Source organism: Colwellia sp. MB02u-9 (assembly GCF_014077085.1).
Taxonomy (GTDB): domain Bacteria; phylum Pseudomonadota; class Gammaproteobacteria; order Enterobacterales; family Alteromonadaceae; genus Cognaticolwellia.
Map to the genome: position 1 here is coordinate 38,846 of NZ_JACGVF010000059.1, position 25,158 is coordinate 64,003.

20 protein-coding genes and 1 tRNA gene are annotated in these 25,158 nt (G+C 39.3%); 10 read left to right on the forward strand and 11 right to left on the reverse strand.

The window, feature by feature from the left end; translation table 11 throughout:
* Positions 1-11: 11 nt before the first annotated feature.
* Positions 12-1,361, forward strand: coding sequence for a Na+/H+ antiporter NhaC family protein (locus tag H4J65_RS00615; protein WP_182194184.1), 1,350 nt, complete (start codon positions 12-14; stop codon positions 1,359-1,361).
* A gap of 144 nt (positions 1,362-1,505) precedes the next feature.
* On the opposite strand, the gene H4J65_RS00620 is transcribed toward H4J65_RS00615, so the two are convergent.
* Both H4J65_RS00620 and H4J65_RS00625 read right to left on the reverse strand, forming a co-directional pair.
* Complete coding sequence (locus H4J65_RS00620) at positions 1,506-2,300, reverse strand: M48 family metallopeptidase (RefSeq protein ID WP_182194187.1); 795 nt, start codon at positions 2,298-2,300, stop codon at positions 1,506-1,508.
* Between the two features lie 113 nt (positions 2,301-2,413).
* On the reverse strand, positions 2,414-3,151 hold the full coding sequence (locus tag H4J65_RS00625; RefSeq protein WP_182194191.1) for a hypothetical protein: 738 nt from the start codon (positions 3,149-3,151) through the stop codon (positions 2,414-2,416).
* Between the two features lie 368 nt (positions 3,152-3,519).
* Here H4J65_RS00625 and H4J65_RS00630 point away from each other — a divergent pair, with 368 nt between their 5' ends.
* A complete protein-coding gene (locus H4J65_RS00630) occupies positions 3,520-3,888 on the forward strand; it encodes a hypothetical protein (protein ID WP_182135223.1) in 369 nt (122 codons plus the stop codon).
* Between the two features lie 52 nt (positions 3,889-3,940).
* Here H4J65_RS00630 and ligA read toward each other — a convergent pair whose 3' ends face one another.
* The 3 genes from ligA to smc form a co-directional block, all read right to left on the reverse strand.
* Complete coding sequence (gene ligA, locus H4J65_RS00635) at positions 3,941-6,016, reverse strand: NAD-dependent DNA ligase LigA (protein WP_182194194.1); 2,076 nt, start codon at positions 6,014-6,016, stop codon at positions 3,941-3,943.
* Between the two features lie 102 nt (positions 6,017-6,118).
* A complete protein-coding gene (zipA, locus tag H4J65_RS00640) occupies positions 6,119-7,180 on the reverse strand; it encodes a cell division protein ZipA (RefSeq protein ID WP_182194197.1) in 1,062 nt (353 codons plus the stop codon).
* An 8-nt stretch (positions 7,181-7,188) separates the two neighbouring features.
* Complete coding sequence (gene smc, locus H4J65_RS00645) at positions 7,189-10,743, reverse strand: chromosome segregation protein SMC (protein WP_182194200.1); 3,555 nt, start codon at positions 10,741-10,743, stop codon at positions 7,189-7,191.
* A gap of 218 nt (positions 10,744-10,961) precedes the next feature.
* Here smc and cysZ point away from each other — a divergent pair, with 218 nt between their 5' ends.
* Positions 10,962-11,717, forward strand: coding sequence for a sulfate transporter CysZ (cysZ, locus tag H4J65_RS00650; RefSeq protein WP_182135216.1), 756 nt, complete (start codon positions 10,962-10,964; stop codon positions 11,715-11,717).
* 368 nt (positions 11,718-12,085) lie between these two features.
* The gene (locus H4J65_RS00655; RefSeq protein ID WP_182194203.1) at positions 12,086-12,478 is read left to right on the forward strand and encodes a hypothetical protein; all 393 of its coding nucleotides are present in this window, start codon (positions 12,086-12,088) and stop codon (positions 12,476-12,478) included.
* Positions 12,479-12,638: 160 nt separating this feature from the next.
* Here the strand turns inward: H4J65_RS00655 and H4J65_RS00660 are convergent, their stop codons facing one another.
* Together H4J65_RS00660 and H4J65_RS00665 are read right to left on the reverse strand one after the other, a co-directional pair.
* Positions 12,639-14,498, reverse strand: a complete 1,860-nt coding sequence (locus H4J65_RS00660) for a M1 family metallopeptidase (RefSeq protein WP_182194206.1) — start codon at positions 14,496-14,498, stop codon at positions 12,639-12,641.
* 91 nt (positions 14,499-14,589) lie between these two features.
* Positions 14,590-15,456 (reverse strand): OmpA family protein, encoded by an 867-nt coding sequence (locus H4J65_RS00665; protein WP_182135210.1) that lies wholly within the window; start codon positions 15,454-15,456, stop codon positions 14,590-14,592.
* Between the two features lie 195 nt (positions 15,457-15,651).
* Between H4J65_RS00665 and rnt the strand changes: the two genes are divergently transcribed.
* A complete protein-coding gene (gene rnt / locus H4J65_RS00670; protein ID WP_182135208.1) occupies positions 15,652-16,347 on the forward strand; it encodes a ribonuclease T in 696 nt (231 codons plus the stop codon).
* Positions 16,348-16,407: 60 nt separating this feature from the next.
* Here the strand turns inward: rnt and H4J65_RS00675 are convergent, their stop codons facing one another.
* The 3 genes from H4J65_RS00675 to H4J65_RS00685 form a co-directional block, all read right to left on the reverse strand.
* Positions 16,408-16,794 carry a hypothetical protein gene (locus tag H4J65_RS00675; RefSeq protein ID WP_182194209.1) on the reverse strand — a complete coding sequence of 129 codons (387 nt, stop codon included), beginning with the start codon at positions 16,792-16,794 and terminating at the stop codon, positions 16,408-16,410.
* A gap of 235 nt (positions 16,795-17,029) precedes the next feature.
* Complete coding sequence (locus H4J65_RS00680) at positions 17,030-17,635, reverse strand: peroxiredoxin (protein ID WP_182135205.1); 606 nt, start codon at positions 17,633-17,635, stop codon at positions 17,030-17,032.
* Positions 17,636-17,719: 84 nt separating this feature from the next.
* Positions 17,720-18,061, reverse strand: a complete 342-nt coding sequence (locus tag H4J65_RS00685; RefSeq protein WP_220460862.1) for a Grx4 family monothiol glutaredoxin — start codon at positions 18,059-18,061, stop codon at positions 17,720-17,722.
* A gap of 259 nt (positions 18,062-18,320) precedes the next feature.
* Between H4J65_RS00685 and H4J65_RS00690 the strand changes: the two genes are divergently transcribed.
* From H4J65_RS00690 to H4J65_RS00705, 4 genes are all read left to right on the forward strand, one after another.
* Complete coding sequence (locus H4J65_RS00690; RefSeq protein ID WP_182135203.1) at positions 18,321-18,902, forward strand: Fe-Mn family superoxide dismutase; 582 nt, start codon at positions 18,321-18,323, stop codon at positions 18,900-18,902.
* A 332-nt stretch (positions 18,903-19,234) separates the two neighbouring features.
* On the forward strand, positions 19,235-21,169 hold the full coding sequence (locus tag H4J65_RS00695) for a PrkA family serine protein kinase (protein WP_182194212.1): 1,935 nt from the start codon (positions 19,235-19,237) through the stop codon (positions 21,167-21,169).
* A 33-nt stretch (positions 21,170-21,202) separates the two neighbouring features.
* Positions 21,203-22,477, forward strand: a complete 1,275-nt coding sequence (locus H4J65_RS00700; protein WP_182194214.1) for a YeaH/YhbH family protein — start codon at positions 21,203-21,205, stop codon at positions 22,475-22,477.
* A gap of 23 nt (positions 22,478-22,500) precedes the next feature.
* Entirely contained in the window at positions 22,501-24,027 is a 1,527-nt protein-coding gene (locus H4J65_RS00705; RefSeq protein ID WP_182194218.1) for a SpoVR family protein, read from the forward strand.
* A gap of 80 nt (positions 24,028-24,107) precedes the next feature.
* Here the strand turns inward: H4J65_RS00705 and fadR are convergent, their stop codons facing one another.
* Complete coding sequence (fadR, locus tag H4J65_RS00710) at positions 24,108-24,818, reverse strand: fatty acid metabolism transcriptional regulator FadR (RefSeq protein WP_182135195.1); 711 nt, start codon at positions 24,816-24,818, stop codon at positions 24,108-24,110.
* Between the two features lie 151 nt (positions 24,819-24,969).
* On the opposite strand from fadR, the gene H4J65_RS00715 reads away from it, so the two are divergent.
* A tRNA-Leu gene (locus H4J65_RS00715) sits at positions 24,970-25,064 on the forward strand.
* Positions 25,065-25,158: the final 94 nt, after the last annotated feature.

Genomic DNA, 25,158 nt, shown 5'->3' on the forward strand with positions numbered 1-25,158 from the left:
AGATCCTATTCATGAGCCATAATATTTCATCTGAACCTACGCCAGCGTCATTGCACAAAAACAACCCAAAACAAAGTTTAAAAAGCCTGTTACCTTTTGGCGCTTTTCTGGCAATATTTCTGGGCACGGGTATCGTTTTAACACTACAAGGCGTTGACTTTGCCTTCTACCAACTACCCGCCAGCATTGCCATTATTCCAGCCATATTATTAGCTATTTATATGGGTAGAGAGACAGTAAATGAGCAAATTAGCCACTTTATAGCTGGGGCTGGTCATCAAAATATCATTACTATGTGTATTATTTATCTTTTGGCTGGCGCTTTTGCGACTGTGGCTAAAGCAACGGGTAGTGTTGATGCTAGTGTGCAACTAGGGTTATCTTTTTTTCCTGATTACTTTTTACTGCCTGGGCTTTTCTTAGTCGCGGCATTTCTTGCCACCGCCATGGGAACGTCAATGGGCACCATTGCTGCCATAGCGCCAATTGCTTTAGGCTTTATTGAGTCTGCTGATATCGATGCGAGCCTTATTGCTGGCTGTATTATATCTGGGGCTATTTTTGGTGATAATTTATCGATAATTTCTGATACCACGATAGCCTCGACCCGCAGCCAAGGTGCGCACATGAAAGATAAGTTTCGGGTAAACTTTAAGTTTGCTGTGCCTGCCGCATTAATTTGTTTAGCTATTTTAGCCGCCAATGGCGTTGCCTTAAACCACGAGGTTAGCCAAGACCTTGATGTTATCGGTTTCTTGCCTTATATCGTTATTTTGGTATTAGCGCTGTCAGGTGTGAATGTCTTTATGGTGCTCATTATCGGTATTATCTTAGCAGCGGCAATTGGTATGCTCAACAACGGTTATCAATTGGCGAGTTGGGTAAGTGATATCAATAAAGGCTTTGCCAGTATGCAAGATATCTTTATTTTGTCGTTATTTATTGGTGGTCTAAGTGAATTAATTAAACGCCAAGGGGGCTTAAGTGCTCTAACAGCGAGTATTGAAGGCTTAACGCATAAAATTAGCCCAAACAATAAAAAGCGTGCTGCTGGTATTGGTATTGGCGCTTTAGCCTTTTGTTGTAATTTTTTCACTGCAAACAATACTGTCTCTATTATTGTGACCGGTGAAACGGCAAAAGACTTAGCTACTGACGGTGAACTCAGTCCAGCTCATTCAGCCAGTTTATTAGATATTTACGCTTGTATAAACCAAGGTTTATTACCCTACGGTGCTCAAGCTTTATTGCTAGGCGCTACCTTAAAAATATCCCCTTTAGAAGTGGTCGCCAATGCCTACTACCCAATGATTTTATTTGTTGTGGCTAGTTTCGCTTTTTGGCGTATTACGAAAAAATAAGCGACTTGCTCAAGCTAAAAAAACCGCTGCGCTAATAGGGTCACTTAACATGAACAAATATTAGCGCAGCGGCCTTAGTTTCAGTTGCAAGCTTAAGTTTGAAACTGAAACTAAACTTACCCAATTAAGTTAAGTTAAGTTAAGTTAAATTGCCGGTTGTAGACATTTAGGCGCTATTGCTTGTTTGAAAATTGGCATTGATATAGGCAAGTGTGCGGTTAACTGTTTAATACGCGTGGCGTTTGATGGATGAGTCGACATAAATTCAGGTGGCGCAGCTTTTGATAATTTCGCCATATTTTGCCACAGCTTGATACTCGCTTTTGGATCAAAACCTGATGTTGCCATTAAGTCTTGGCCGACAATATCCGCTTCACTTTCATGGCTGCGACCATAGGGCATTAACACCCCATACTGCACACCTAAACCTAAACCTGCCATCACGGTATTTCGACTTTCAACATTTTGGCTTTCAAGTACCCCACTGACAATTGATAGGCCTATTTGGCTAACCTGATTTGACGATAAGCGCTCGTTAGAATGATGTTCGATTACATGCCCAACTTCGTGACCAATAATAGCGCCTAATTGGTCTTGGTTTTCTGTAACTTTTAATATCCCGGTATAAACACCTATTTTCCCCCCTGGCAGTGCAAAAGCATTGACTTGTTCTGAATCAAATACCACTACTTCCCAAGCGCCGTTATGAGCAGATTTTGGCACATTCTTGGTGATCGCATTAGCAACACATTGCACATAACGATTAATTTCAGGCGACTGGCTAATTTTTTCTTTGTTTTTCATTTCTTCAAATGATGCGCTCCCCATTTTATTAAGGTCACTTTCTGACATCATCATTAACTGTGAACGACCCGTTGAAGACGTTGTACAACCGGTTAAGGTCATTATTGTTAGGCATAGTGCCAAGGTTAGTTTCATCTCTTCTCCTAAAATACAGTCTAAAAATACAGCCTAAAAAAATGGCTTGAAAGATGGCGTAAAAAATTTATTTTAACATAAATACTTTAATCGCTTATGCTAAGTAATGAAACTTATTGGTTGATTAGCGTATCTTGGCCTTTACTGACCCCATAAATATCGTCAGGATAAAAACCTAAGGTGACATGAAAGTCTTTATTTTTTAACAATAAATTTTGACGAATAAATTGTCCATCCGCAGAAGAGGCAACCACAAAGTAGCTCTTTTTCTCATCATTTTCAACGCGGCCTAAACCATGTAAAACAACACGAAATTGCTCTGGTAATTTTAATTGTGCTTTATTAATCGTTTGATATTCATACGGATTGACCAAGGTAATATGAAAAGTTTGCTGATCACGCGCCGCTTGATACTGGCGATAAATAGCATATTGCTCTTCGCCTAATGCCGTTTTTAGTTGCTCTAAGTAACCGCTAAGGTCAGCGAGAGAAACTTTACCCCCTAAATAAACTAAACCACTATTGTCTCTAAGTTCACTAATCTCTAAGCTTAATGTTTTATCTTCGTTAAAGCTGTCGGCTGACAAGTGATTTTCCGACTGCGCTAGCATTCTAGCTAATGGCGTCGCTTTTTGTGGCTTGGCTGCTAGTTTAGGGTTTTCTTCTGCATGATTACTGACATCATTATTTGTATAAGTAATGCCAGCAGTACTGGCAACTTGCTCAAGGCTTTGAACTGGTGAGTTTTTTTCTTGTGTAAGCACTAGATGCTTTGTTAAGGGGGTTGCGGTAGCAGAATTAGCTAGGGTGCTGATCATGATGATCACAGCCCAATGTATTTTTTTATTCATGCGATTAATTTCCTTCATGGCGCGCTCACCTTAATGTTATGTCATTTTTTGACCTAAGTTAGCACTATGTTCACTAGACGTTTCAGTACACTTTTTTCAGCACAGTATTTTCGCGCTTAAATAGCACGTAAACAGACAGCTAATATGCGGTATAAAGTTTACATATACTAACGCAGACAAGTTAAATTTTTTATCTTACTGGCATAGTACCACTGACATTTCATCACGTTAATCGATATACTGAACCTGCGTCAGTATTTTGCCTGATAGCAAGGCAACAGCGACAATAAAAATTAATCACTTTGGGTTTTCTCAAGTCTTTATCTACATTAACTTAATAATAACGAGCAGGAGTTACTTTTCACTTAATGCCATTTTCAATTACCCCAGAACTCTTTAATTATATTGCGATTACCTTTGCCCGTTTTAAATGGCAACTTTTAGCCTGGAGCCTATTCTTTTTTGTGCTTTATATTGCTTTGCAGTCACAAATTCAACTCAAAACCCCTAGTGTATTGGTTTGGTTAGCGATACTTATTTTATTTGTTGCGATTGAAAGCTTAGTGGTTTCAGCATTTATGTTTTTCTTTCAGGTGCTGCCCTCAACACGAGAAGAAAATGCTGCTTGGTTTAAGTTCTATCGAACCATTGAATGGTGTGAAACAATACTATTTGCCATATTACTGCCCTTGCCCATAGTATTGTTTATTTATACCTTTTTGCGCTTAGCTATTTAGTTGCTTGGCTATTTAGTTGCTTGGCTATTTAGTTGCTTAGCTAGTTAATGGCTTAGCTATTGAGCAGCGCGATCATCTCATCTTCTGTTAAGACGCTAACGCCTAAGGTTTGTGCTTTGACTAATTTAGAGCCTGATTTTTCACCCGCAACTAAATAATGGGTTTTGGCTGAAATACTGCCCGACACTTTTGCACCCAAAGCTTGTAGTGCCGCTTTAGCTTCATTGCGGCCCATTTTACTTAAGGTGCCGGTGAGTACAAAAATTTGATCTTTTAGCGGTAATTCATCGTCACTCTTAGGTTCAATATCTGGCCATGACATAATATTTTCAAGCTCTTCAACGACTTCAACATTATGTGCTTGGGCAAAAAAGTTAATAATATTTTTTGCCACTATCACACCCACATCGGGTACTTGTTGTAATTGTGCTTCGTTCGCCGATTTAATCGCGGTAAAATTAAGAAAATATTGTGCTAGGTTTGCTGCGGTAGTTTCACCTACCTCCCGAATACCCAAAGCATAAACAAATTTTGCTAAGGTGGTATTTTTTGCAACCTTAAGGCCTTTAATTAAATTATCAGCTGACTTTTGCCCCATGCGCTGCATGGTACTGACATCAAGTGTGGTCAATTTAAATAAGTCGGCAGGCGTTTTTATCAAGCCTTCATCCACTAACTGCTCAACTAATTTATCGCCTAAACCGTCAACATCAAGCGCCTTGCGCGAAGCAAAGTGTTTAATGGCTTCTTTACGTTGTGCCTGGCAATATAAACCGCCAGTACAACGTAACACCGCCTCTCCTTCTGCCTTTAAAACCGCAGACTGACAAACCGGACACAGGGTTGGAAAACTAATAACCTCGGCATTTTCAGGGCGACGTTCAAGCACCACACTGACGATTTGGGGAATAACATCACCGGCGCGACGAATGATAACAGTATCGTTTATCTGTATGCCTAAACGGTCGATTTCGTCTTGATTATGCAAGGTAGCATTGCTAACAGTAACGCCACCAACAAATATCGGTTTAAGGCGAGCAACCGGTGTTATTGCACCGGTTCGGCCCACTTGAAAGTCGACTGACTCCAGTATGGTTAGCTCTTCTTGAGCCGGAAATTTATAGGCGGTAGCCCAACGCGGTGCGCGAGCAACAAAGCCAAGTTGCTGCTGCAGGGCAATGTCATCGACTTTAAATACTGTACCGTCAATTTCATAACTTAAGGCAGCGCGTTGTTGTAAAATATCTTGATAGAAGGCTTCTACTTGCGTGGCATTTTCCAGTAGCTTTACTTCCGGGCACATAGGTAAGCCTAACGCTTTTATTTGGCATAAACGCTGATAATGAGAGTTTGCCAACCAGCTTTCGTCAATACTTTTTCTGTCATCGTCACGCTCTGCTAGGTTTTCTAAAGCGCCAACAAAGCCAATACCATAAGCATAAAAGCCCAAGTTACGTTTGGCGGTAATTTTAGAGTCTAACTGTCGTAAGCTGCCTGCGGCGGCATTGCGTGGATTAGCAAAACCTTTTTCACCTTTTTTTATCGCCTGTGTATTTAAAGCGTCAAAGCTGGCTTTTGGCATGAACACTTCGCCACGAACTTCTAAAATATCAGGAAAACTTGTCCCTTGTAAACGTAATGGAATAGACTTTATGGTGCGCACGTTTTCGGTAATATTTTCACCCACTGTGCCATCACCACGAGTGGCCGCTTGAACAAAAACACCGTTTTCATAACGTAAACTTACTGCTAAACCGTCCAACTTAGGCTCGGCGCAAATGGCAAAATCAAGCCTTGATTTTATGCCGCCTCGATTTAACCTATCCAGTAGTCGTTTAACAAATGCTTGCCATTCATCTGCTGAAAACACATTGTCTAACGACAACATAGGTAATTGATGTGTTACTTGACTAAAGGATTTAAGCGCCGCCCCACCCACCTTTTGGCTAGGTGAATCAAGGGTTTTCAATGCTGGATGTGCGGTTTCTAAGGTCATTAACTCCCGCATTAACCGGTCGTATTCAATGTCAGGTACACTGGGCTCATCAAGCACGTAATATTGATGATTGTAGTGATTAAGCAACTGACATATTTCAGTAATGCGTTTAGTAACCGTTTGTTCAGACATAAGTTTTATTTACTTTGAGAGTGAGTGTTTTACGGTCAATAATGCGCGGCTATTTTATGGGTGCACATTATTGACCATGAAATTTATCGAGGAGAACAGTCTTTATTGTGAGCCGATGCGACTCTTGCGTTCAAACTCGCGAATAAGGCTAATATAATGCTGTTCAGTTTGTTTGGTCATCACACTACGCTTGTGATCAAGTAATTGGCCATGAAACTCTACCGCCATTTGTTTAGCCGCATTTAACATTTGCTCAAACACTGAAAAAGCATCACAAGGATTAGGTAAGGTCATAAAAAGGGTGATGCCTTGGGTGCTAAAATTTTCCATATCATCAAGATTAAAAGTACCCGGATTCATCATATTGGCTAGGCTAAAAGTCACTTTTCCATTACCGGCGTTATCTTCATGGCGGTGAAATATATTCATTTCGCCATATTTCATGCCTAAAGTCAGTAATGTGGGTAATAACGCAGCGCCTGACATCACTTGTCCTTTTGGCATAACAACCGAGAGCACAATAACTTGCGGCTCAATATTGATAGCACTAGGTTTTTCATTTGCCGGTGTTGCCGACGAACTAGACTCATCTTTATTAAGCGCAGCGGCTTTATTCACTAATATGTCTGGCTTTGCCTGTGTCACTGGTTGTTGATAAACCGGTTTAGTTTGCAGGGCTTTTTTTCTATTAGCTTCCGTGGTGGCCGTTTTATTAACGGCTGTCTCTTCAAAGCAGCCTTTTTCATAATCAGCGGCGTCTGACAACCCTTGTTGCTTTAAATGCTCTGGTACGGCTTCAGTATCGTTATGCAGAGCACCAAAATTTAGTCCTTGCTCTTGACCTTTTTCGTCAAAGTCAGCTAGAGGAACATCATTTGGCATGGGTGCTTCGCTATAAAAATCTGCACTACCCTCAACACGATGAGACTTGACAGCAAGCTCATCATCTTGGGCGCTAGCGCCAACTACTTTTGGCTTACTGACCCCGTCTTGATCAAAACCTGAGCCATCAAAACCCCGCGGCTGTGATGCTACAGGATCTACTTTGGTTTTTAATTTATAAGGATTTTTTTGTTTTCTAATAGTCCAATAACCATGAATAAAAATAGCGACTATCACGATAGCACTAATAATAATTAATGTGTTTCTGAAATTATCTTCCATTACCTTGCCTATGCTTCTGCCATGGCGATTGCTTCGTCAATATCAACCGCTACCATACGTGAAACACCTGGTTCAAACATAGTAACTCCGGTTAAATGTGACGCCATCTCCATGGCTATTTTATTATGACTTATATATATAAATTGCACTGTTTGCGACATTTCTCGCACTAGATTACAAAAACGACTCACATTTGCATCATCTAAAGGTGCATCCACTTCATCAAGTAAACAAAATGGTGCCGGGTTCAATCTAAAAATCGCGAAGACTAATGATAATGCGGTCAGCGCTTTTTCTCCACCAGATAATAGGTGAATTGTGCTATTTTTTTTACCTGGCGGTCTGGCCATAATGGTAACCCCTGTTTCCAGTAGGTCTTCACCGGTCAAGGTTAAGTACGCTTGACCACCACCAAAGACCTTAGGAAATAACACCTGTAGGTCTTTATTAACCTGATCAAAGGTCAGTTTAAACTTATGACGGCTTTCTTTATCTATTTTTGCAATTGCCGCCTCTAGCGTGCTTATTGCATTATTAAGATCTTGATCTTGTTGGTCAAGGTAACTTTTACGCTTGAACTGGCTTTCATACTCTTCAATGGCGGCTAGATTAATAGCCCCTAATAACTGTATATCTTTAGCCAATTTAATTAACTGCGCTTGCCAGAGCGATTCTTTCGCATTGGCGGGCATGGCCTCAATAACGCTATCAATATTTTGTTGTAACTCAGCTAGAATTTCCAGGCTACTTTCAGCTCTTAATTTAAAACCTTCGCTATCTAATTGTAAACGCGCTAACTGCTGATTAAGCGCACTGATTTTATTTTGACTGCTTTTTTGCTGTAATTCTAATGTTGCTAAACCTGTTTGGCTGTCATTCAAAGTTTGCTGATTAAATTGCAGCTTGTCATTAATGGCGACTAGGTTATCGAGCCATTCGGGTAACTGTTGCTCAAATTCTTGTATTGGCTGACTGTTTTCGGTAAAAACTTGGCTATTACTGCTCAACCTTTGGGTCAGTAAATTAACATTTTCTTGATTAGAGCGAATATTTTGTTCACCTTGCATACGCTGACTTTTAAGTTGTTCAACCACTAAGCTCGATTGATGTCGTTGTTGATGCAATGCTTGGCTGCGCGTTTGAATTTGCTCAATTGACGCTTGTAATCGTGTTTGTTGTTCAGAAAAATCATCCACACTATCGCCGCTGTCATCAGATACTTGTGCTATTTGTGCTTGAAAATCAGCTAACTTTTTTGTAGCTATATGCTCACTTTTTAGCAAGTCATCTATTTGCTCAGTTAATTTTTGCTGCTGACTTTGTTGTTGTTCATTCGCCTGAGCTTTTAATGAAATCAAGTTGTTAAGCTCATTAAGTTTAGCGTGTTTTAAGGTTATGTTTTGACTAATAGTACTTTTTTCACTTGCTAATCGCGCTTGCTGTTCGCTGATTTGGCTTTGCTGCTGCTCGGTATTTTGTTGTGTGCTCGATAAATCCTGAATCGCAGTTTGCTCGCTGGCAAGCTGGCGTTGCAAGCTAATATAGTCGTAACCTTGTTCAAGCTTGCCTTTGGTTAGCATGTGATGATGCAACCAAGTGCCGTCTGGGCAAATAATACTTTGGTGACTCGCTAAACTCGATAATTCTTGCTTAGCTTCACGATAATTTTCAGCCAGAAAAATATTATTAAAATAGCGAGTTAGCGCGCTAACACCCCTCACTTTATGGGCTAAAGTATTAGCGTTAATTGTGCTTAACTCGATGCTATGTTTATCCATACTTTGATCACGGCTTTGATCAGAGCTTTGATCAGAGCTTTGAGCCGAAATTTCAGCACTGTTTCGATAAACAAAACACAAGTTATCTGCCGTTAAGTTGCCATCCGTATCAGCGTTAGGCAAGGTTTCAATAACATGGCCTGCTAACCAATGTGATAATACCACTTCAACCGCCTGCTCCCAGCCATGAGCCACATCAAGTTGACTCTGCAACGACACAACGTCAGTAATGCTTTGCTGACTAAACCATAGGGCTTGTTTTTCACTCCAAGGCGATGTGTCAGCAAGCTTTATCTGCAATGCTGCAATCACTTGACTTTTAACCGTGTGCTGGCCAGCAGTTACTGCAAAGGTTTGACTTAATTCTTGAGACACTTGCTGCAGGTTTGCTGCTTTATCAGTGTTCTGATCCTGTTGTTTTTGCAACTGTTCAATAGCGCCTGTTACCAGCGTTTTTTCTTGTACTAATGCCTGTTCAGCAGCAGGGTCTTGTTGTGGTAATAAAGCTATTTGCTGACGCAATTTAATGCTTTGCTGAGTAACCTGTTCAATAATGGTTTGTTGTTGAGTAATATGAGCATGTATGGTCAATTTTTGCTGCTGATTTTTGTCGCGCTTTTGCTGGTGTTGTTGCCATTGGCTTTGCAATTCTTTCTGTTCTACTTGCTGTTCCGCCAATGCTGTTTGACAAGTTTTTAACGCCGCCTCTGTCGCTTGCAGCTGCGGTTGTTGTTCATTTAATTGTGTATTATACAATTGCAACTGCGCTTGCTCGGTTAAAATTAACTGTTGTGCATTGAGTAATTGCTGTTGAGTGAGTTCGTTGTCGGTTTGACTTTTTTCTGACTGCTCTTTTAAGTACTTAACTTGCTGTTCAGCGCGAGCAATATTTTGCGTTACATTAAGCTTTTGCTGATGCAGTGTTTGATTATTATCATTGCATGCCTGCATGGTGGATTTTAATTCAATCATCACTAAATCATTTTGACTTAGTTCAGCATTTTGACTTTCAACTTTACTTTCAAGCGCTAGAATTCGCGTTTGATGTTGTTGACGTTGCTGATCAAATTTTTGCCAGCGTAACACCGCCAGCTCGGCTTTATATTTGCGTTCTTGTTGTTTCAAGGTACGAAAGCGTTTGGCTGCTTCTGCTTGTTGATGCAATTTGTCAATTTGTACATCAAGTTCAAGACGAATATCACTGAGCCGTGCTAAGTTTTCTCTGGTGTGACGTATTCTAGTTTCGGTTTCTTTACGGCGTTCTTTATATTTTGATATGCCCGCCGCTTCTTCAAGAAACACCCGTAACTCTTGTGGTTTTGATTCGATTAAACGAGAAATAGTGCCTTGTTCTATGATGGCATAACTGCGAGGCCCTAAACCGGTACCAAGAAAAATATCGGTAATATCGCGACGCCGGCACTTTGTGCCATTTAAAAAGTAAGTATTGATACTCTCGCGATTAACGACACGACGCACGGAAACTTGGCTTCTGTCGGCCATCTCACCTTGAATGCGGCCCTGAGTATTATCAAAAACTAGCTCGACACTCGCTTGGCCAATAGGTTTTCGACTGGCTGCACCATTAAAAATGACATCAGTCATGGCTTCGCCACGCAGATTTTTTGCAGAACTTTCGCCCAAGACCCAACGCACAGCGTCAATAATATTGGACTTGCCACAGCCATTTGGTCCAACAATGGCGGTCATTTGTTGTTCAAAGTGAACTTTGGTGGGATCAACAAAGGATTTAAAACCTGCCAACTTTATATGCTTGAGTCGCATTAAATCGAAAAACCTAATCGCAATATTTTATTGGCTAAAATTAAAGCAAGCAACTCGCTAAATTCCTGTCAGCCAATAAAATTAAAATAAAACATCAGTAACTAAGCTTACTGTATCAGAGATTGATGTACTTTGTAACATCACAATACTGTTCATATTAGCCTAAGGAACCTATAATCGGGCTATGAATATCAATTAGTTAGGTTAATAAAACAACAATGAACAATAATAATAAACCCCCTTTGGCCGACGGTGGTGCTGGATATTTTATCAAAGGCTTTGAGTTGATCCGCACACCTGGCATTCGACGTTTTGTATTTGTACCCTTAGCGGTTAATTTGATCCTTTTTAGTTATGCTTTTTATTATATGTTTTTGCAGCTCGAAAGTTATATGCTGACTTTAGACAATTGGCTGGGCGAATCGTTTTCTTGGCTCAGTAATTTTATTTGGCCATTAGCTGTGTTGTTTGTCTTGATTGTTTTTTCATTTATTTTCAGCTCTGTTGCCAATTGGTTAGCCGCCCCCTTTAATGGTTTGTTATCAGAGAAAGTTGAGGCGTTATTGACTAATCAACCCTTAAATAATGCTGGGGCTTTCGACGTTGTTAAAGACATTCCTAGAACGCTAAGTCGCGAGTTAACTAAACTGGGTTACTATTTACCACGCGCACTGGCTTTCTTTTTACTTTATTGGCTACTACCGGTTATCGGCCAAGTGCTGTGGTTTTTATTTCTTGCTTGGATGATGGCAGTTCAATATAAAGACTATCCGTTTGATAACCACAAAATTAGTTTTAACCATATGCGTCAAGCCTTGAAGCAACGCCAAGGCTTAAGTTATAGTTTTGGGATAACAACTGCCGTATTCTCGATGATCCCAATAGTAAACTTAGTTGTGATGCCTGTGGCTATTTGCGGTGCTACAGCACTGTGGGTTGACCATTATCGTGATGAATTTGTTGACCGTTCATAACAAATCAAATAACAATCAATAAGTTGCTAGCTTTTAAACGATAAGCCCAAACATTATGCATATTGTGATGTTTGTTTAAACGTGCGTTGACATGCGGTTCAATGCTCTCAACGAAGGTTTTACTATAATTTGACAGCAAAAAAATCAACGGGCACACTTAATACTCTACCTGTGTTATTAATTAAATGATCTAGATTACCGACTTTATTACAGCCTTTATTTAATGATTTGTCGTTCTAATGATTAAATAAACAAGCCTATTATGGCTGATTTTATTTAGTCTAAGTGATCATAGTCTTGGTGATCTAGGTTAAAATTTATCATTCATATTACATTCACATTACATTGAAATTTAAAAGGAACTGGCAATGCAATCACTGGGCTATATACCCAAAACCTCATTTTTATCCCGTACTTTATTACTGCTGATGTTAAGTTTTAGCATTAACGCCGCCAGTATTAAGTCAGAAAAAATTACTAGAGAAACAATTGATATTCCGGTCATTGAAGGCGCGCGCGTATTTGCCAAATTTGATGATAAAACACCTGTGGTGATCAATTACTTCACCTCAGTAACTGAAGATGGCGTAATAGCCTTTTATAATAAAAGTTATGGTGAGCCGATTCAGCAAGAGCGCAAACGTGGCCGTTTAACTTTACACTACCAAAAAGATTTACAGCAAATACGTGTAGTTATTTCACAGCAAAACAAGTTGCGCCAAGTTGATATCATTGTTGATAAACGCACAGTAGAGTCATAATTATTTGTATAAAAAATTCAAAAGCTAATGGCTAGACATAAAAAAACATCGCAAATAGCGATGTTTTTTTTACTTTTTATTACCTTAACTTTGGAATATTAACTAGCTAACTCGCTCATTAATGCAATCATTGCTCGCAACAACTGGACTTAAGTTGAACTTAATTTAACAAAATAGCGTCAACAGTACCCTGTGCTAATGGGTGATAACCTGGACGTGCCTTTTTATATACTGCTTGTGCCCAACGCTTGCCTTTTGCTGATGTTGCCAACTCTTTATATAAAGGCACAATGAGCTTACGTCTACCTATTGATTCTAAGTAGTTTGCCATCGCAGGATACACCACGTCATAACCAGAGCGTAATGCTAACAAATACCAAGCATGAGCAACCTCGGCGTTGCTACTCTTGGTGAGGTTAAAGGCTTTATCTAAACTTGCCATACGCTGATTAGAAATGCTCAAAGGCAGATTATTAATAAAGTGTAACCATTCATGTAAGGTCCAGTTTTGGGTCGGTATTTGCGCCAACTCGAGCTGATCACTGGTCCATTTTGCAATAGTATCATCAATTTTAATAAATGCATTTGAGCGTGGCTTAGGGGCGTAACTAGGTAAACCTTGCTCATAAATCCACTCATTGAGTTCGACATCACTCACGATATTGGGGTATTTATCCGTTAAATTAGCTTTGAGATAAATAACAAAGTTTTTGGTACCTAAACTTTGAAAGGCGTGATCATCAAAATATTGCATGATGAAGGTATCAAATTTGTCTCGGCCAAACTTTTCTTCTAAGTAAACTAAGAATAACTGCCCTTTGGTATAAGGTACGCCAGAAAAAGCATCATCAGGGTCACGACCTTTAAGGTCGATATACAACTGAGTATCGCCTGGTGGTAGTTCAGCCATTTCATAACTTAAATTTTGCGCATCTAATGCGCGTTCCATTAAGGCTCTATCGGCGCCAAATACCGCTTCCATAATACGATTTTCAACATAACTGGTAAAACCTTCGTTTAACCATAAATCGCGCCAGCTTTCATTGGTCACTAAGTTCCCCGACCAAGAGTGTGCTAGTTCATGAGCAATTAAATTGACTAAACTTTTATCGCCCGCAATGACGGTTGGCGTAATAAATGACAATCTCGGGTTTTCCATGCCACCAAAAGGGAAACTTGGTGGTAATATTAATAAGTCATATCGACCCCAACGATAGGCGCCAAAAAGCTTTTCAGTTTCATCGATCATCAATTGCGTATCATCAAACTCAGCAACGGCCCGATCTAAAATATATTGTTCGGCATAAATACCGGTTTGCTTACTCATCGCTTTAAACTCTAAATCACCCACGGCAATAGCAATTAAATAAGCGGGAATAGCTTGCGGCATAGCAAAAGAATAATCGCCATCACGCAAAGCATCAGGTTCATTGTTTGCACTCATCACAGCTAACAAGTCATCTCTGGTGGTAATGCGAGCGTTGTAAGTCATGCGCACACTAGGCGTATCTTGTATGGGTATCCAAGAGCGGGCATGAATTGCTTGGCTTTGGCTAAACATAAAGGGTTTGTCTTTACCGGCGGTTTGCTCAGGAGATAACCACTGTAAGCCAGAGGCTTGCGGCAGTGAGTTATAATAAACTCTAATCATTGGCGTTTGAAAAGGTGTGTTAATGGTTAGCTTTGAACCCATCACATCATCACGCGTAGCCAACTGGTAATTTAATTTTACCCACTGATTACTGGCATTTTTTGCCATCACACGATGAATGTCTAAATCGCGGGTATCTAAATAAATATCAGCAACATCGTCATCTAGCCAGTTAAGGCTTAATTCAGCAAAGCCCTTTAATGACTTTTGCTCAAAATCAACGTTCAAGTCTAGATAAAGGTGGCTAATTTTTACTTGGTCATAGTTTGCATAAGTTAAGGCATCGGCTGCTTGCGCCGAGGCTAATTGAACCCAGGCAAGCTGTACAACGCAAAACGTAGTGGCAACAAGGCGAACTAAAAATTTCATAAATCACATCCAAAGCTAAAAAGGCCTGTAGATTACAGTGAATATACAGGCCTCTTCAAGTGCTATTTATTTTTAACCGCTTAAGATAAAATTATGGCTGTTCCATACGGATAACAACTCGACGGTTTTTGCCACGGCCAATAATGGTTTCATTAGACGCTACGTGGCGCTTTTCGCCATAACCATTCGCTTCAATGCGACTCGCGTCGATACCGCTGCTAACAATAAGTTCTCTGACATTATTTGCCCGGCGTTGTGACATTTTCAAGTTAGTGTTTCGGCCACCATAACTGTCTGAATAGCCATCAATTAGCACTAAGTCTAGCTTGGAATCAAGTGCTAAGTACTCAACAATCATATTCATCCGCTTTTGTGATGCTTTGGTTAATTTATCAGAGCCAAATTGATAGTTAAGCACGGTGTAAGAGATATCATCAAAGTTAAAGTCTAGTAAATTACTCACGCAACTAACAAAGGCTTGATACGCTTGCTGAAAACGTGCGGTAGATAAACCAACGGTAATTTTATCGTCATCACTATACCAGTCGTTATAGTAAAATGTTGGGCTCATGCCTTGATCAAGCTCATTAAGCATATTCCAGGCAATTTTTTTCGGTAAGCCGGGAGAAAATTGTTTATGTAGTGTCATATTCGCTAACGTTCTACCGGCAATGCCAGGTCGCCAATTAGGCGCTTCAGAACGTACTTCGGCTAAAGAATAGCTGTCAGGCAGACGCATCATTTCCAGTTCAAATTCCATATTCATTTTTCGATTGGCCGAACTATAAAATTTGGCTTGACCATAACGTGGAATTTGATGTGATAAGGTGCATTGCAAGCGAGAATTATCGGTTAACTGCCAGCTAGAATTTGAAATATCTGCGCGATATTGCCTAGTCCCTGCATTTGTTTGGGCAATCAGTAATGATAATGTAACCAGCGTAATAGTTTTTTTCATAAAAATAATTTCATGTCAATTTAGGTAAATTTTATAGCGACATCTTTACTATCGACAAAATCGTCAATAACTTTAACAGTTAATTAAAATATAGCCAAAAATAAATTCACGCTTTTAGTGTTGGGTGATGTCTTAACCGTTTATTTCTGCGATAATCTCAAATAATATTTTTGCTAACCCGTACCCTTTGCCTTTATGTCTGATAATAAAACAGCGACTAACACCACTACTGAAAAATCACTACTTGCTCAACGCTTTCGCGGCTACTTCCCCGTCGTTATCGATGTTGAAACCGCCGGTTTTAATTCACAAACTGATGCTTTACTGGAAATTGCCGCCACCACACTGACCTTAGATGAAACTACTGGCCAATTAAGTTTAGATGAGACCATACATTTTAATGTTGACCCTTTTGAAGGCGCTAACCTAGAGCCAGCCGCATTAGAATTTACCGGTATCGATCCCACTAATCCGTTACGTGGAGCAGTAGATGAGAAAAAAGCGATTACGGAAATATTCAAACTTGTGCGAAAAAAAATGAAAGCGGCTGGTTGTCAGCGCGCGATTATAGTGGCACACAACGCAGCCTTTGATTTGGGTTTTGTTAATGCGGTCACTCAACGTTGTTCAATTAAACGCTCACCTTTTCATCCTTTTGTTAGTTTCGACACCACAACCTTGTCAGGCTTAGCATTAGGGCAAACGGTATTAGCAAAAGCCTGCGCAACAGCGCAAATTGATTTTAATAATAGTGAAGCGCATTCGGCACTATATGACACAGAAAAAACCGCTGAGTTATTTTGTTATATCGTGAATAAATGGCAACAATTAGGTGGTTGGCCATTAATTCAACCCGAAGAAACTGCACAGGAAAGTGCTGCTGAAGAATAATTTCAGTTCTATTTTAACCCTATCGCTGTGCTACACATCTCAACAGTTAACTGGCTAAAATTAAAATAACGACTTTGCTTTTCGGCGATTGTTAACTCTGAAAAGCAAATTTCTTAATGCTAGCATCATTAAAAAAAAAGCTAAAAACTGTAAGCTGGGTAAACTGGTGTTTAATAACATAACCGTCGCAAAAGCAAAGTAGGTATAAGGTAGGTATTCGTAAAGCCATTCAGGTAAATTGTTTTTGTTATTTGGCTGCTTTTCATTAGCTTTATAACGGTCAAGGCGACGATAGCCTGAGCGAGTGACCAAGGTTGCACAACCCGCCAGATAGAATAAACCGACAGAGGCAAACACAGGCCAAGTATCGTAAAAAGCAATTAAATAGCCACAAACTAAAAAATAAGCGTACGGCAGATTTTCATAAATGCATTTTGGATAAAACATCAACATTCCTTGGTGAGTTTATTTTTTAGCTGGTCTTTGCAGCATTAGCTAGTCTTTGTAACAAAGAGTGATTTTTTCATACCAAACAAATTAATTCTCAGCGTTCTCGATATTAGCTTAGTTATAAAATGCTATTTTTCAATGACTTTTATATGCCTTTTTAAATTTTCAGTAAATTTCAGCCACAAAAAAAGCCGCTAAAAGCGGCTTTTTAACTGATAAATTAACTTAAGCGTTAAAGTTTATCGGCATTATCTTTAAGGTAAGCAGCAACACCTTCTGTCGTCGCTGTCATACCTTTATCACCTTTATTCCAACCTGCAGGACATACTTCACCGTGTTCTTGGTGAAATTGTAAAGCGTCAACCATACGGATCATTTCATCAACGTTACGACCAAGGGGTAAGTCATTAACCACTTGATGACGAACATTGCCTTCTTCATCTATTAAGAATGAAGCACGAAAAGCCACACCAGCTTCTGGGTGCTCAACATCATATGCTTTACAAATCTCATGTTTAACATCAGCAACTAAAGTATATTGAACCGGACCAATACCACCATCGTTTATTGCGGTGTTACGCCATGCGTTATGAGAGAATTGAGAGTCGATAGAAACACCGATAACTTCAACACCACGGTTTTTGAATTCTTCAATACGGTGGTCGAAAGCTAATAACTCTGAAGGACATACAAAAGTAAAATCAAGTGGGTAGAAAAATACGACCGCTTTTTTACCTTTAATGGCTTGTGCAAGATTAAAGCTATCTACGATTTCACCTGATCCTAAAACTGCTGCTGCTGTAAAGTCTGGTGCTGCGCGACCTACTAATACACTCATTATATTCTCCAATTTTTAAAATAAATTTAAATTACTTAATGTTAACTCCACCTGATATGGTGATGTTAGGTGATAATTCAATAGTTATTCTGAACTTTCTGCTGCGCCATGCTTAGCGGCAGATTCAGTGATCAAGGTTTGTAATTCACCTTGCTGATACATTTCCATGATGATATCACAACCGCCAACAAGTTCACCGTCAACCCATAGTTGTGGAAACGTTGGCCAATCAGCATATTTTGGTAATTCAGCACGGATATCAGGATTGAGTAAGATATCAACATAAGCGAATTTTTCACCACATCCCATCAACGCTTGAGAAGCCTGTGAAGAAAAACCACAATTAGGTAATTTTGGTGAGCCCTTCATGTAAAGAAGGATGCTATTTTCACTGATTTGTTCTTTAATGCGTTCGATCGTATCCATAATAACCTCAAAAATTAATACTTATTGTGCTCAGTACTTAAAGTAAAACTCATGAAAATAAACAGAACAATAAATACTAAAGCAAAAAACTTATATATTAAAACATAATAGCCTTGATAAAACCTATGGTAATACCTATATACATGAGTAAACTATGTAAGCTTTAATACTTGAGTAGTTTACTAGGTTTTAGAAAAACAAACTACCTCTTTAAATTTGCATAAGAATAATTTTTTATAATCACTATCTGGAGAATATAATGACTATCGAGTTACCCGCACTACCATATGCTATGGATGCACTAGTACCACATATCTCAAAAGAAACGCTAGAGTTTCATTATGGTAAGCACCACAATACTTATGTTGTAAAGTTAAACGGTCTTATTGAAGGTACTGATTTTGCAGGAAAATCTTTAGAAGATATCGTTAAAACATCAACAGCTGGTGTTTTCAATAATGCGGCACAAATCTGGAACCATACGTTCTACTGGAACAGCTTAAGCCCTAACGGCGGTGGCGAACCAACAGGTGCATTAGCAACAGCTATTGATGCAAACTTTGGCTCATTTGCAGAATTTAAAGAAAAATTCACTGCTAGCGCCATTAATAACTTTGGTTCAAGTTGGACGTGGTTAGTTAAAAATGCTGACGGCAGCCTTGCTATCGTTAATACATCAAACGCTGCGACGCCACTTACTGATGAAGGTGTTACACCGCTTATCACAGTAGATTTATGGGAACATGCTTACTACATTGATTACCGTAATCTTCGCCCTAGCTACATGGAAGCTTTCTGGGCCTTAGCGAACTGGGATTTTGCCTCAGCAAACTTCGCTTAATCGCTAAAGTAGATTAATTTCAATTTAAAAGGTCAGCATTCATTGCTGGCCTTTTTATTTGCCTTAAATTCAACCAATACACCTTTTCAATCAACATACCTTAAAGTTGATCGTCTATTCAATAACATAGCTTCCTCACTACTACCCTCTGGTTACAATTCTTTTCGCTAATATTTAAGCGCTTTCATAATTAACATCTAGACTTATACATATACTAAGTAAAACAGTAATGCTAAAAAAAGTCACAGTATTATGTCGGGTTTGATAAGTAACATTTCTCAAGTAGTCGCATTATCAGCCCAACCTGAACGATTTATCTTCTGGAGGCGGTTATGAGTATATTTCAACATTTCCAATCACGTTACGACGAAGCACAAGAAGAGTGCTATTCAATTCAAGACTTTCTTAGTCTATGTCGTCATGATCCTATGGCCTATGCTAGCGCAGCGCAGCGGTTGTTAAAAGCCATTGGCAAGCCCGACATGATAGATACCTCAAATGAGCCCTGTTTAAGCCGAATTTTCTCCAATCGGGTTATTGCCCGTTATCCCGCTTTTAAAGATTTTTACGGTATGGAGGAAGCCATAGAGCAGATTGTGGCCTATTTAACTCACGCTTCACAAGGCTTAGAAGAACAGAAACAAATTCTCTATTTACTTGGTCCTGTGGGTGGCGGTAAGTCGTCATTGGCTGAAAAATTAAAAGCGTTAATACAGCAAGAGCCGATTTATGTCCTGAGTGCAAACGGCAAACGCAGTCCAGTCAATGATCACCCTTTTTGTTTATTTGATGCCAATGCCGACGGAAAAATATTGCAACAAGAATACAATATACCCGCACGTTATCTCAGTACTATCATGTCACCTTGGATAGCAAAACGTTTGCATGAGTTCAAAGGCGATATAGCAAAATTTGAAGTGATAAAAATTTATCCTTCTATTCTGGACCAAATTGCCGTGGCTAAAACCGAGCCAGGAGATGACAACAACCAAGATATTTCTGCTCTGGTCGGTAAAGTAGATATTCGCCAATTAGAGCACTTTGCCCAGAATGATCCTGATGCCTATAGCTACTCAGGGGCTTTATGTCGTGCCAATCAAGGATTAATGGAATTTGTTGAAATGTTTAAGGCCCCCATTAAGGTATTACATCCGCTTTTAACCGCCACACAAGAAGGTAACTACAATCCGACTGAAGGCCTTTCCGCCCTGCCATTTAGTGGTATTTTACTGGCCCACTCCAATGAGTCTGAATGGACAACCTTTAGAAACAATAAGAACAATGAAGCCTTTTTAGACCGGGTTTATATTGTCAAAGTACCTTACTGTATGCGTGTTTCTGAAGAAGTAAAAATTTATCGAAAATTATTAGAAAATAGTGAATTAAATCATGCCCAATGCGCACCAGACACCCTAGAAACCTTAGCGCAATTCTCAGTGCTTTCACGCTTAAAAGAACCAGAAAATTCAAGCATATATTCTAAGATGCGCGTGTACGACGGCGAAAGCTTAAAAGATACCGACCCCAAAGCAAAATCATATCAAGAGTATCGAGACTATGCCGGTATCGACGAAGGTATGTCAGGGCTTTCAACACGTTTTGCCTTTAAAATATTATCTCGTGTTTTTAACTTTGATCATTTAGAAGTGGCGGCAAATCCGGTGCATTTGTTTTACGTACTTGAGCAGCAAATAGAACGAGAGCAACTACCCAAAGAGATCAGCGAGCGTTATCTAGCCTTTATCAAAGGTTACTTATCACCAAAATATATTGAGTTTATCGGCAAAGAAATTCAGACCGCTTATTTAGAGTCCTATTCTGAATATGGCCAAAATATTTTTGATCGTTATGTGACTTACGCTGATTTTTGGATCCAAGACCAAGAATACCGTGATGCTGAAACCGGGCAACTATTTGACCGTGAAGCACTGAACAATGAGCTGGAAAAAATAGAAAAACCTGCGGGGATCAGTAATCCAAAAGATTTTAGAAATGAAATTGTTAATTTTGTCCTGCGTGCAAAAGCCAATAATAATGGTAAAAATCCTTTATGGACCAGCTACGAAAAATTGCGCACCGTTATTGAGAAAAAAATGTTTTCAAATACCGAAGACTTATTACCTGTAATTTCATTTAACAATAAAACCTCCAACGATGATCAACAAAAGCATGATGATTTCGTTGAACGCATGATGACTAAAGGCTACACAAAAAAACAAGTCAGATTACTTTCTGAATGGTATTTACGCGTTAGAAAATCTTCTTAGGTTGTACTTAGTACCTCTAAGTTAGGAGCATAGATGACAAACTTTATCGATAGGCGATTAAATAGTAAAAACAAAAGCACGGTCAACCGACAGCGCTTTATCAGACGTTATAAAAGCCAAATTAAACAGGCTGTTTCTGAGGCGGTTAATAAACGTGGCGTTACTGATATAACCAGTGGTGAAAATATTACCATCACTAAAAAAGATTTAAATGAGCCCGTTTTTCATCAAGGTAGTGGTGGCATTAAAGACCGCGTTTATCCAGGTAACGACCAGTTTACCAGTGGCGATCACATTGCTCGACCACCACAAGAGCAAGGGCAAGACGGCCAAGGTGATGCAAGTGATTCTGGCGAAGGCGATGATGACTTTGTCTTTACTATTTCCAAAGATGAATATCTACATTTACTTTTTGAAGATTTAGAGTTACCTAACTTAGAAAAAAATCAGTTAGATAAAGTCACTAATTATAAAACGGTGCGTGCGGGTTATTGCGCTGAAGGCGCCGCTTCCAACATCGATATTGTGAAATCATTACAAGGCTCAATAGCGCGCAGAATTGCCATGACCGCGGATAAACGCCGTAAACTTAAAACACTCGAAGCTGAGTTAACCTTGCTAGAGCAAGACAGACACGATAACACTCTCGCTAAACATAAACTTATTACGGCCATTGGCAATCTTAAAGAGAAAATCAGTAAAGTCCCTTTTATTGACTCCTTTGATTTACGTTATCGTCATTACGCCAAACAAGCGCTGCCAACATCAAAAGCGGTGATGTTTTGTATAATGGATGTCTCAGGTTCGATGGATCAAGCCACTAAAGATATTGCTAAACGTTTTTATATTCTTTTATACCTATTTTTAACGCGTACTTATAAAACCATCGACGTGGTTTATATTCGTCACCATACCCAAGCAAAAGAAGTTAACGAACATGAGTTTTTTTATTCGCAAGAAACTGGCGGTACCATCGCATCAAGTGCTTTAGAGCTAATGATTGAGATAATGACGCAGCGCTATAACGAAAAAGAATGGAATGTTTATGGCGCTCAAGCGTCTGACGGCGATAATTGGGCCGATGACTCTCCGCACTGCCAGCAATTAATGCGCGAAAGTATACTGCCAAAAACCCGATACTTTAGTTATATAGAAATATCTCAGCGTGCTCATCAAAGCCTATGGCAACAATATGCTCAACTTGCTGATACCGATGATGCTTTTTCAATTGAGCACATTAAAACAGTGGCAGATATTTATCCGGTATTTAGAGCCTTATTCAAAAGAAAAAAAGTACAAGCCGCGTAGGAATTCAATACATTGGAGCTTTTATGACTAAACGTAAACCACTTGACGATAGCAGTGACTGGACATTTACAAAGCTTGAACAATACCAAAGTGAAATTGAGCGTGTTGCGGAACATTATCGTTTAGATACCTACACTAACCAAATTGAAGTGATCACCGCCGAGCAAATGATGGACGCCTACGCGGGTGTCGGCATGCCTATTGGTTATAATCATTGGACCTTTGGTAAGAGATTTATTCAAACCGAGCAAACTTATAAACGCGGACAAATGGGCTTAGCTTATGAAATTGTTATTAACTCAGACCCCTGCATTGCGTATTTAATGGAAGAAAACACCATGGCGATGCAAGCCCTTGTTATGGCACATGCTTGTTATGGGCATAACTCATTTTTCAAAGGTAACTATTTATTTAAATCATGGACAGACGCGAGTTCGATTATTGACTACTTACTGTTTGCTAAAAAATATATTGCTGACTGCGAAAATAAACATGGTATTGACGAGGTTGAAGCTTGCCTTGATGCTTGCCATGCCCTAATGAATCATGGTGTTGACCGTTATAAACGACCACAAAAAATATCAATGGAAGCAGAATTAAAACGTCAAAAAGAACGTGAAACTTATCTGCAGTCACAAGTAAACATGCTGTGGCGAATTGGTGCAGCTAATGAGACAGAAGGCAAAAAAACCAAGGCAACTTTTCCAACCGAGCCCCAAGAAAACATCCTTTATTTTATCGAGAAAAATGCCCCGCTATTAAAACCTTGGCAACGAGAATTAGTACGCATTGTCCGAAAAATTTCTCAGTACTTTTACCCTCAAAAGCAAACGCAAGTGATGAATGAAGGCTGGGCTTGTTTTTGGCACTACACTATCCTAAATCATCTCTACGATGAAGGCTTAGTAACAGATACCTTCATGCTGGAGTTTTTACATAATCATACTAATGTGGTTGCACAACTTGACTATAACAGCCGCTATTATTCAGGTATCAATCCCTATGCACTAGGCTTTAATATGTTTATGGATATTAGACGGATATGTGAAAATCCAAGTGAGGAAGACAAGCTTTGGTTTCCAGAAATAGCCGGCAGTAATTGGCTTGATACTGTGCATTTTGCTATGGAAAACTTTAAAGATGAAAGCTTTATAAGCCAATTTTTATCACCAAAATTAATGCGAGATTTTAAACTATTTCATTTACACGATGACAGTGATAAGAACTACATTGAAGTGGGCGCTATTCATAATCAAAGTGGCTATCAACAAATTCGAACTATGTTATCTGACCAATACAATTTAAGTAACCTAGAAGCAAACATCCAAATTATTAATGCCGATGTTAGTGGCGATCGCTCATTAACTTTACGCTATATTCCGCATCAAAAAGTATCACTCGCTGACTCTAAAGATGAGGTGTTAAAGCACTTATATTACCTGTGGAAATTTGATGTGAAACTGCTACAAGAGAATAAATACGGGGTTGACGAAATTATTGCGCAATGCCCAGAGCCAGATGAATTGGCAAAAAAAAAGGCAACTATTTAGTTGCCTGATTTACTTTGCATGATTTACTTTACATAATAACGTTAACTTCAGGTTATTGCTGCTCAGCTATTATTTATTAGTTATTCAGCAAGTTCTTTTAATACTTCGTCTTTTAGCTCAATCCAAAGTTTACCTGACTCAATACCATATTTTCTGACCGCAAATACAGCTTCGTCGCATTGGCCCGCTTTAGCTAGTTCAATCAGTTTTTTATAATAGTTTCGTGATATTTCACGGCCGCGCGGATGAGAATAATACAAAGTACCTAAACGCGAATACAAACCTCTAAAACCATTTAGAATCAATAAATAAATAGAGTTTCCTGAGGCTACAACCAAGTCTTTATTGAGCTTGTAATCAAATTCCGCAAACGCTTCGCCAGTATCTTCAACATCTTCAATGGCTGACAATAATTCAATGGTTTTTTCTGGATTATTTTTAATTGCGCCACGGACATATATTGCACTAATATTGGTACGCGCCGACATTAAATTATCCACTAAATCAGGAATTCCTTCTTGATCAAGCTGCGCTAACGTTTCAAGAATGTTAAGGCTAGACGTTTCCCAAAAATTATTAACTTTTGTCGGCTTACCATGTTTAATGGTTAACCAACCATCGCGTGCTAAACGTTGTAGCACTTCTCTTAATGTCGTTCTTGTGACGCCGATAAGTTCTGATAATTCACGTTCAGCGGGCAAAATAGTACCCGGTGGAAATCCACCATTCCAAATAGATTCTACAATATACTGCTCGGCAAATCCTGCTGGGCTGTTCGCTTTTATAACCATGTGGCTCCACATCACTTAAAGTTGACTGTAATTGAAACAGATTGTACCAGAAGATCCAATGGACACAAGCGCAATAGAATTGATAATAATTGACTAGTGCCACTTAAGTTGATAATTCAGGCAGGTTGAGAATTTTTATCATTAAAATTTAGCAGCAGATTACAGCTGGCATTGTTTAGGCAGCTTAAGGGGATTCAAAATCCGGTTTCGAAAGAAGTGACGGTTCAAGTCCGTCCTGCGGTACCAAAATATGAAAGCCCTGATTCGAAAGAGTCGGGGCTTTTTGTTTTTTAAATTCAGAATTTTAAATCCATATCTTGCCTAGACTGTACAATTTCGT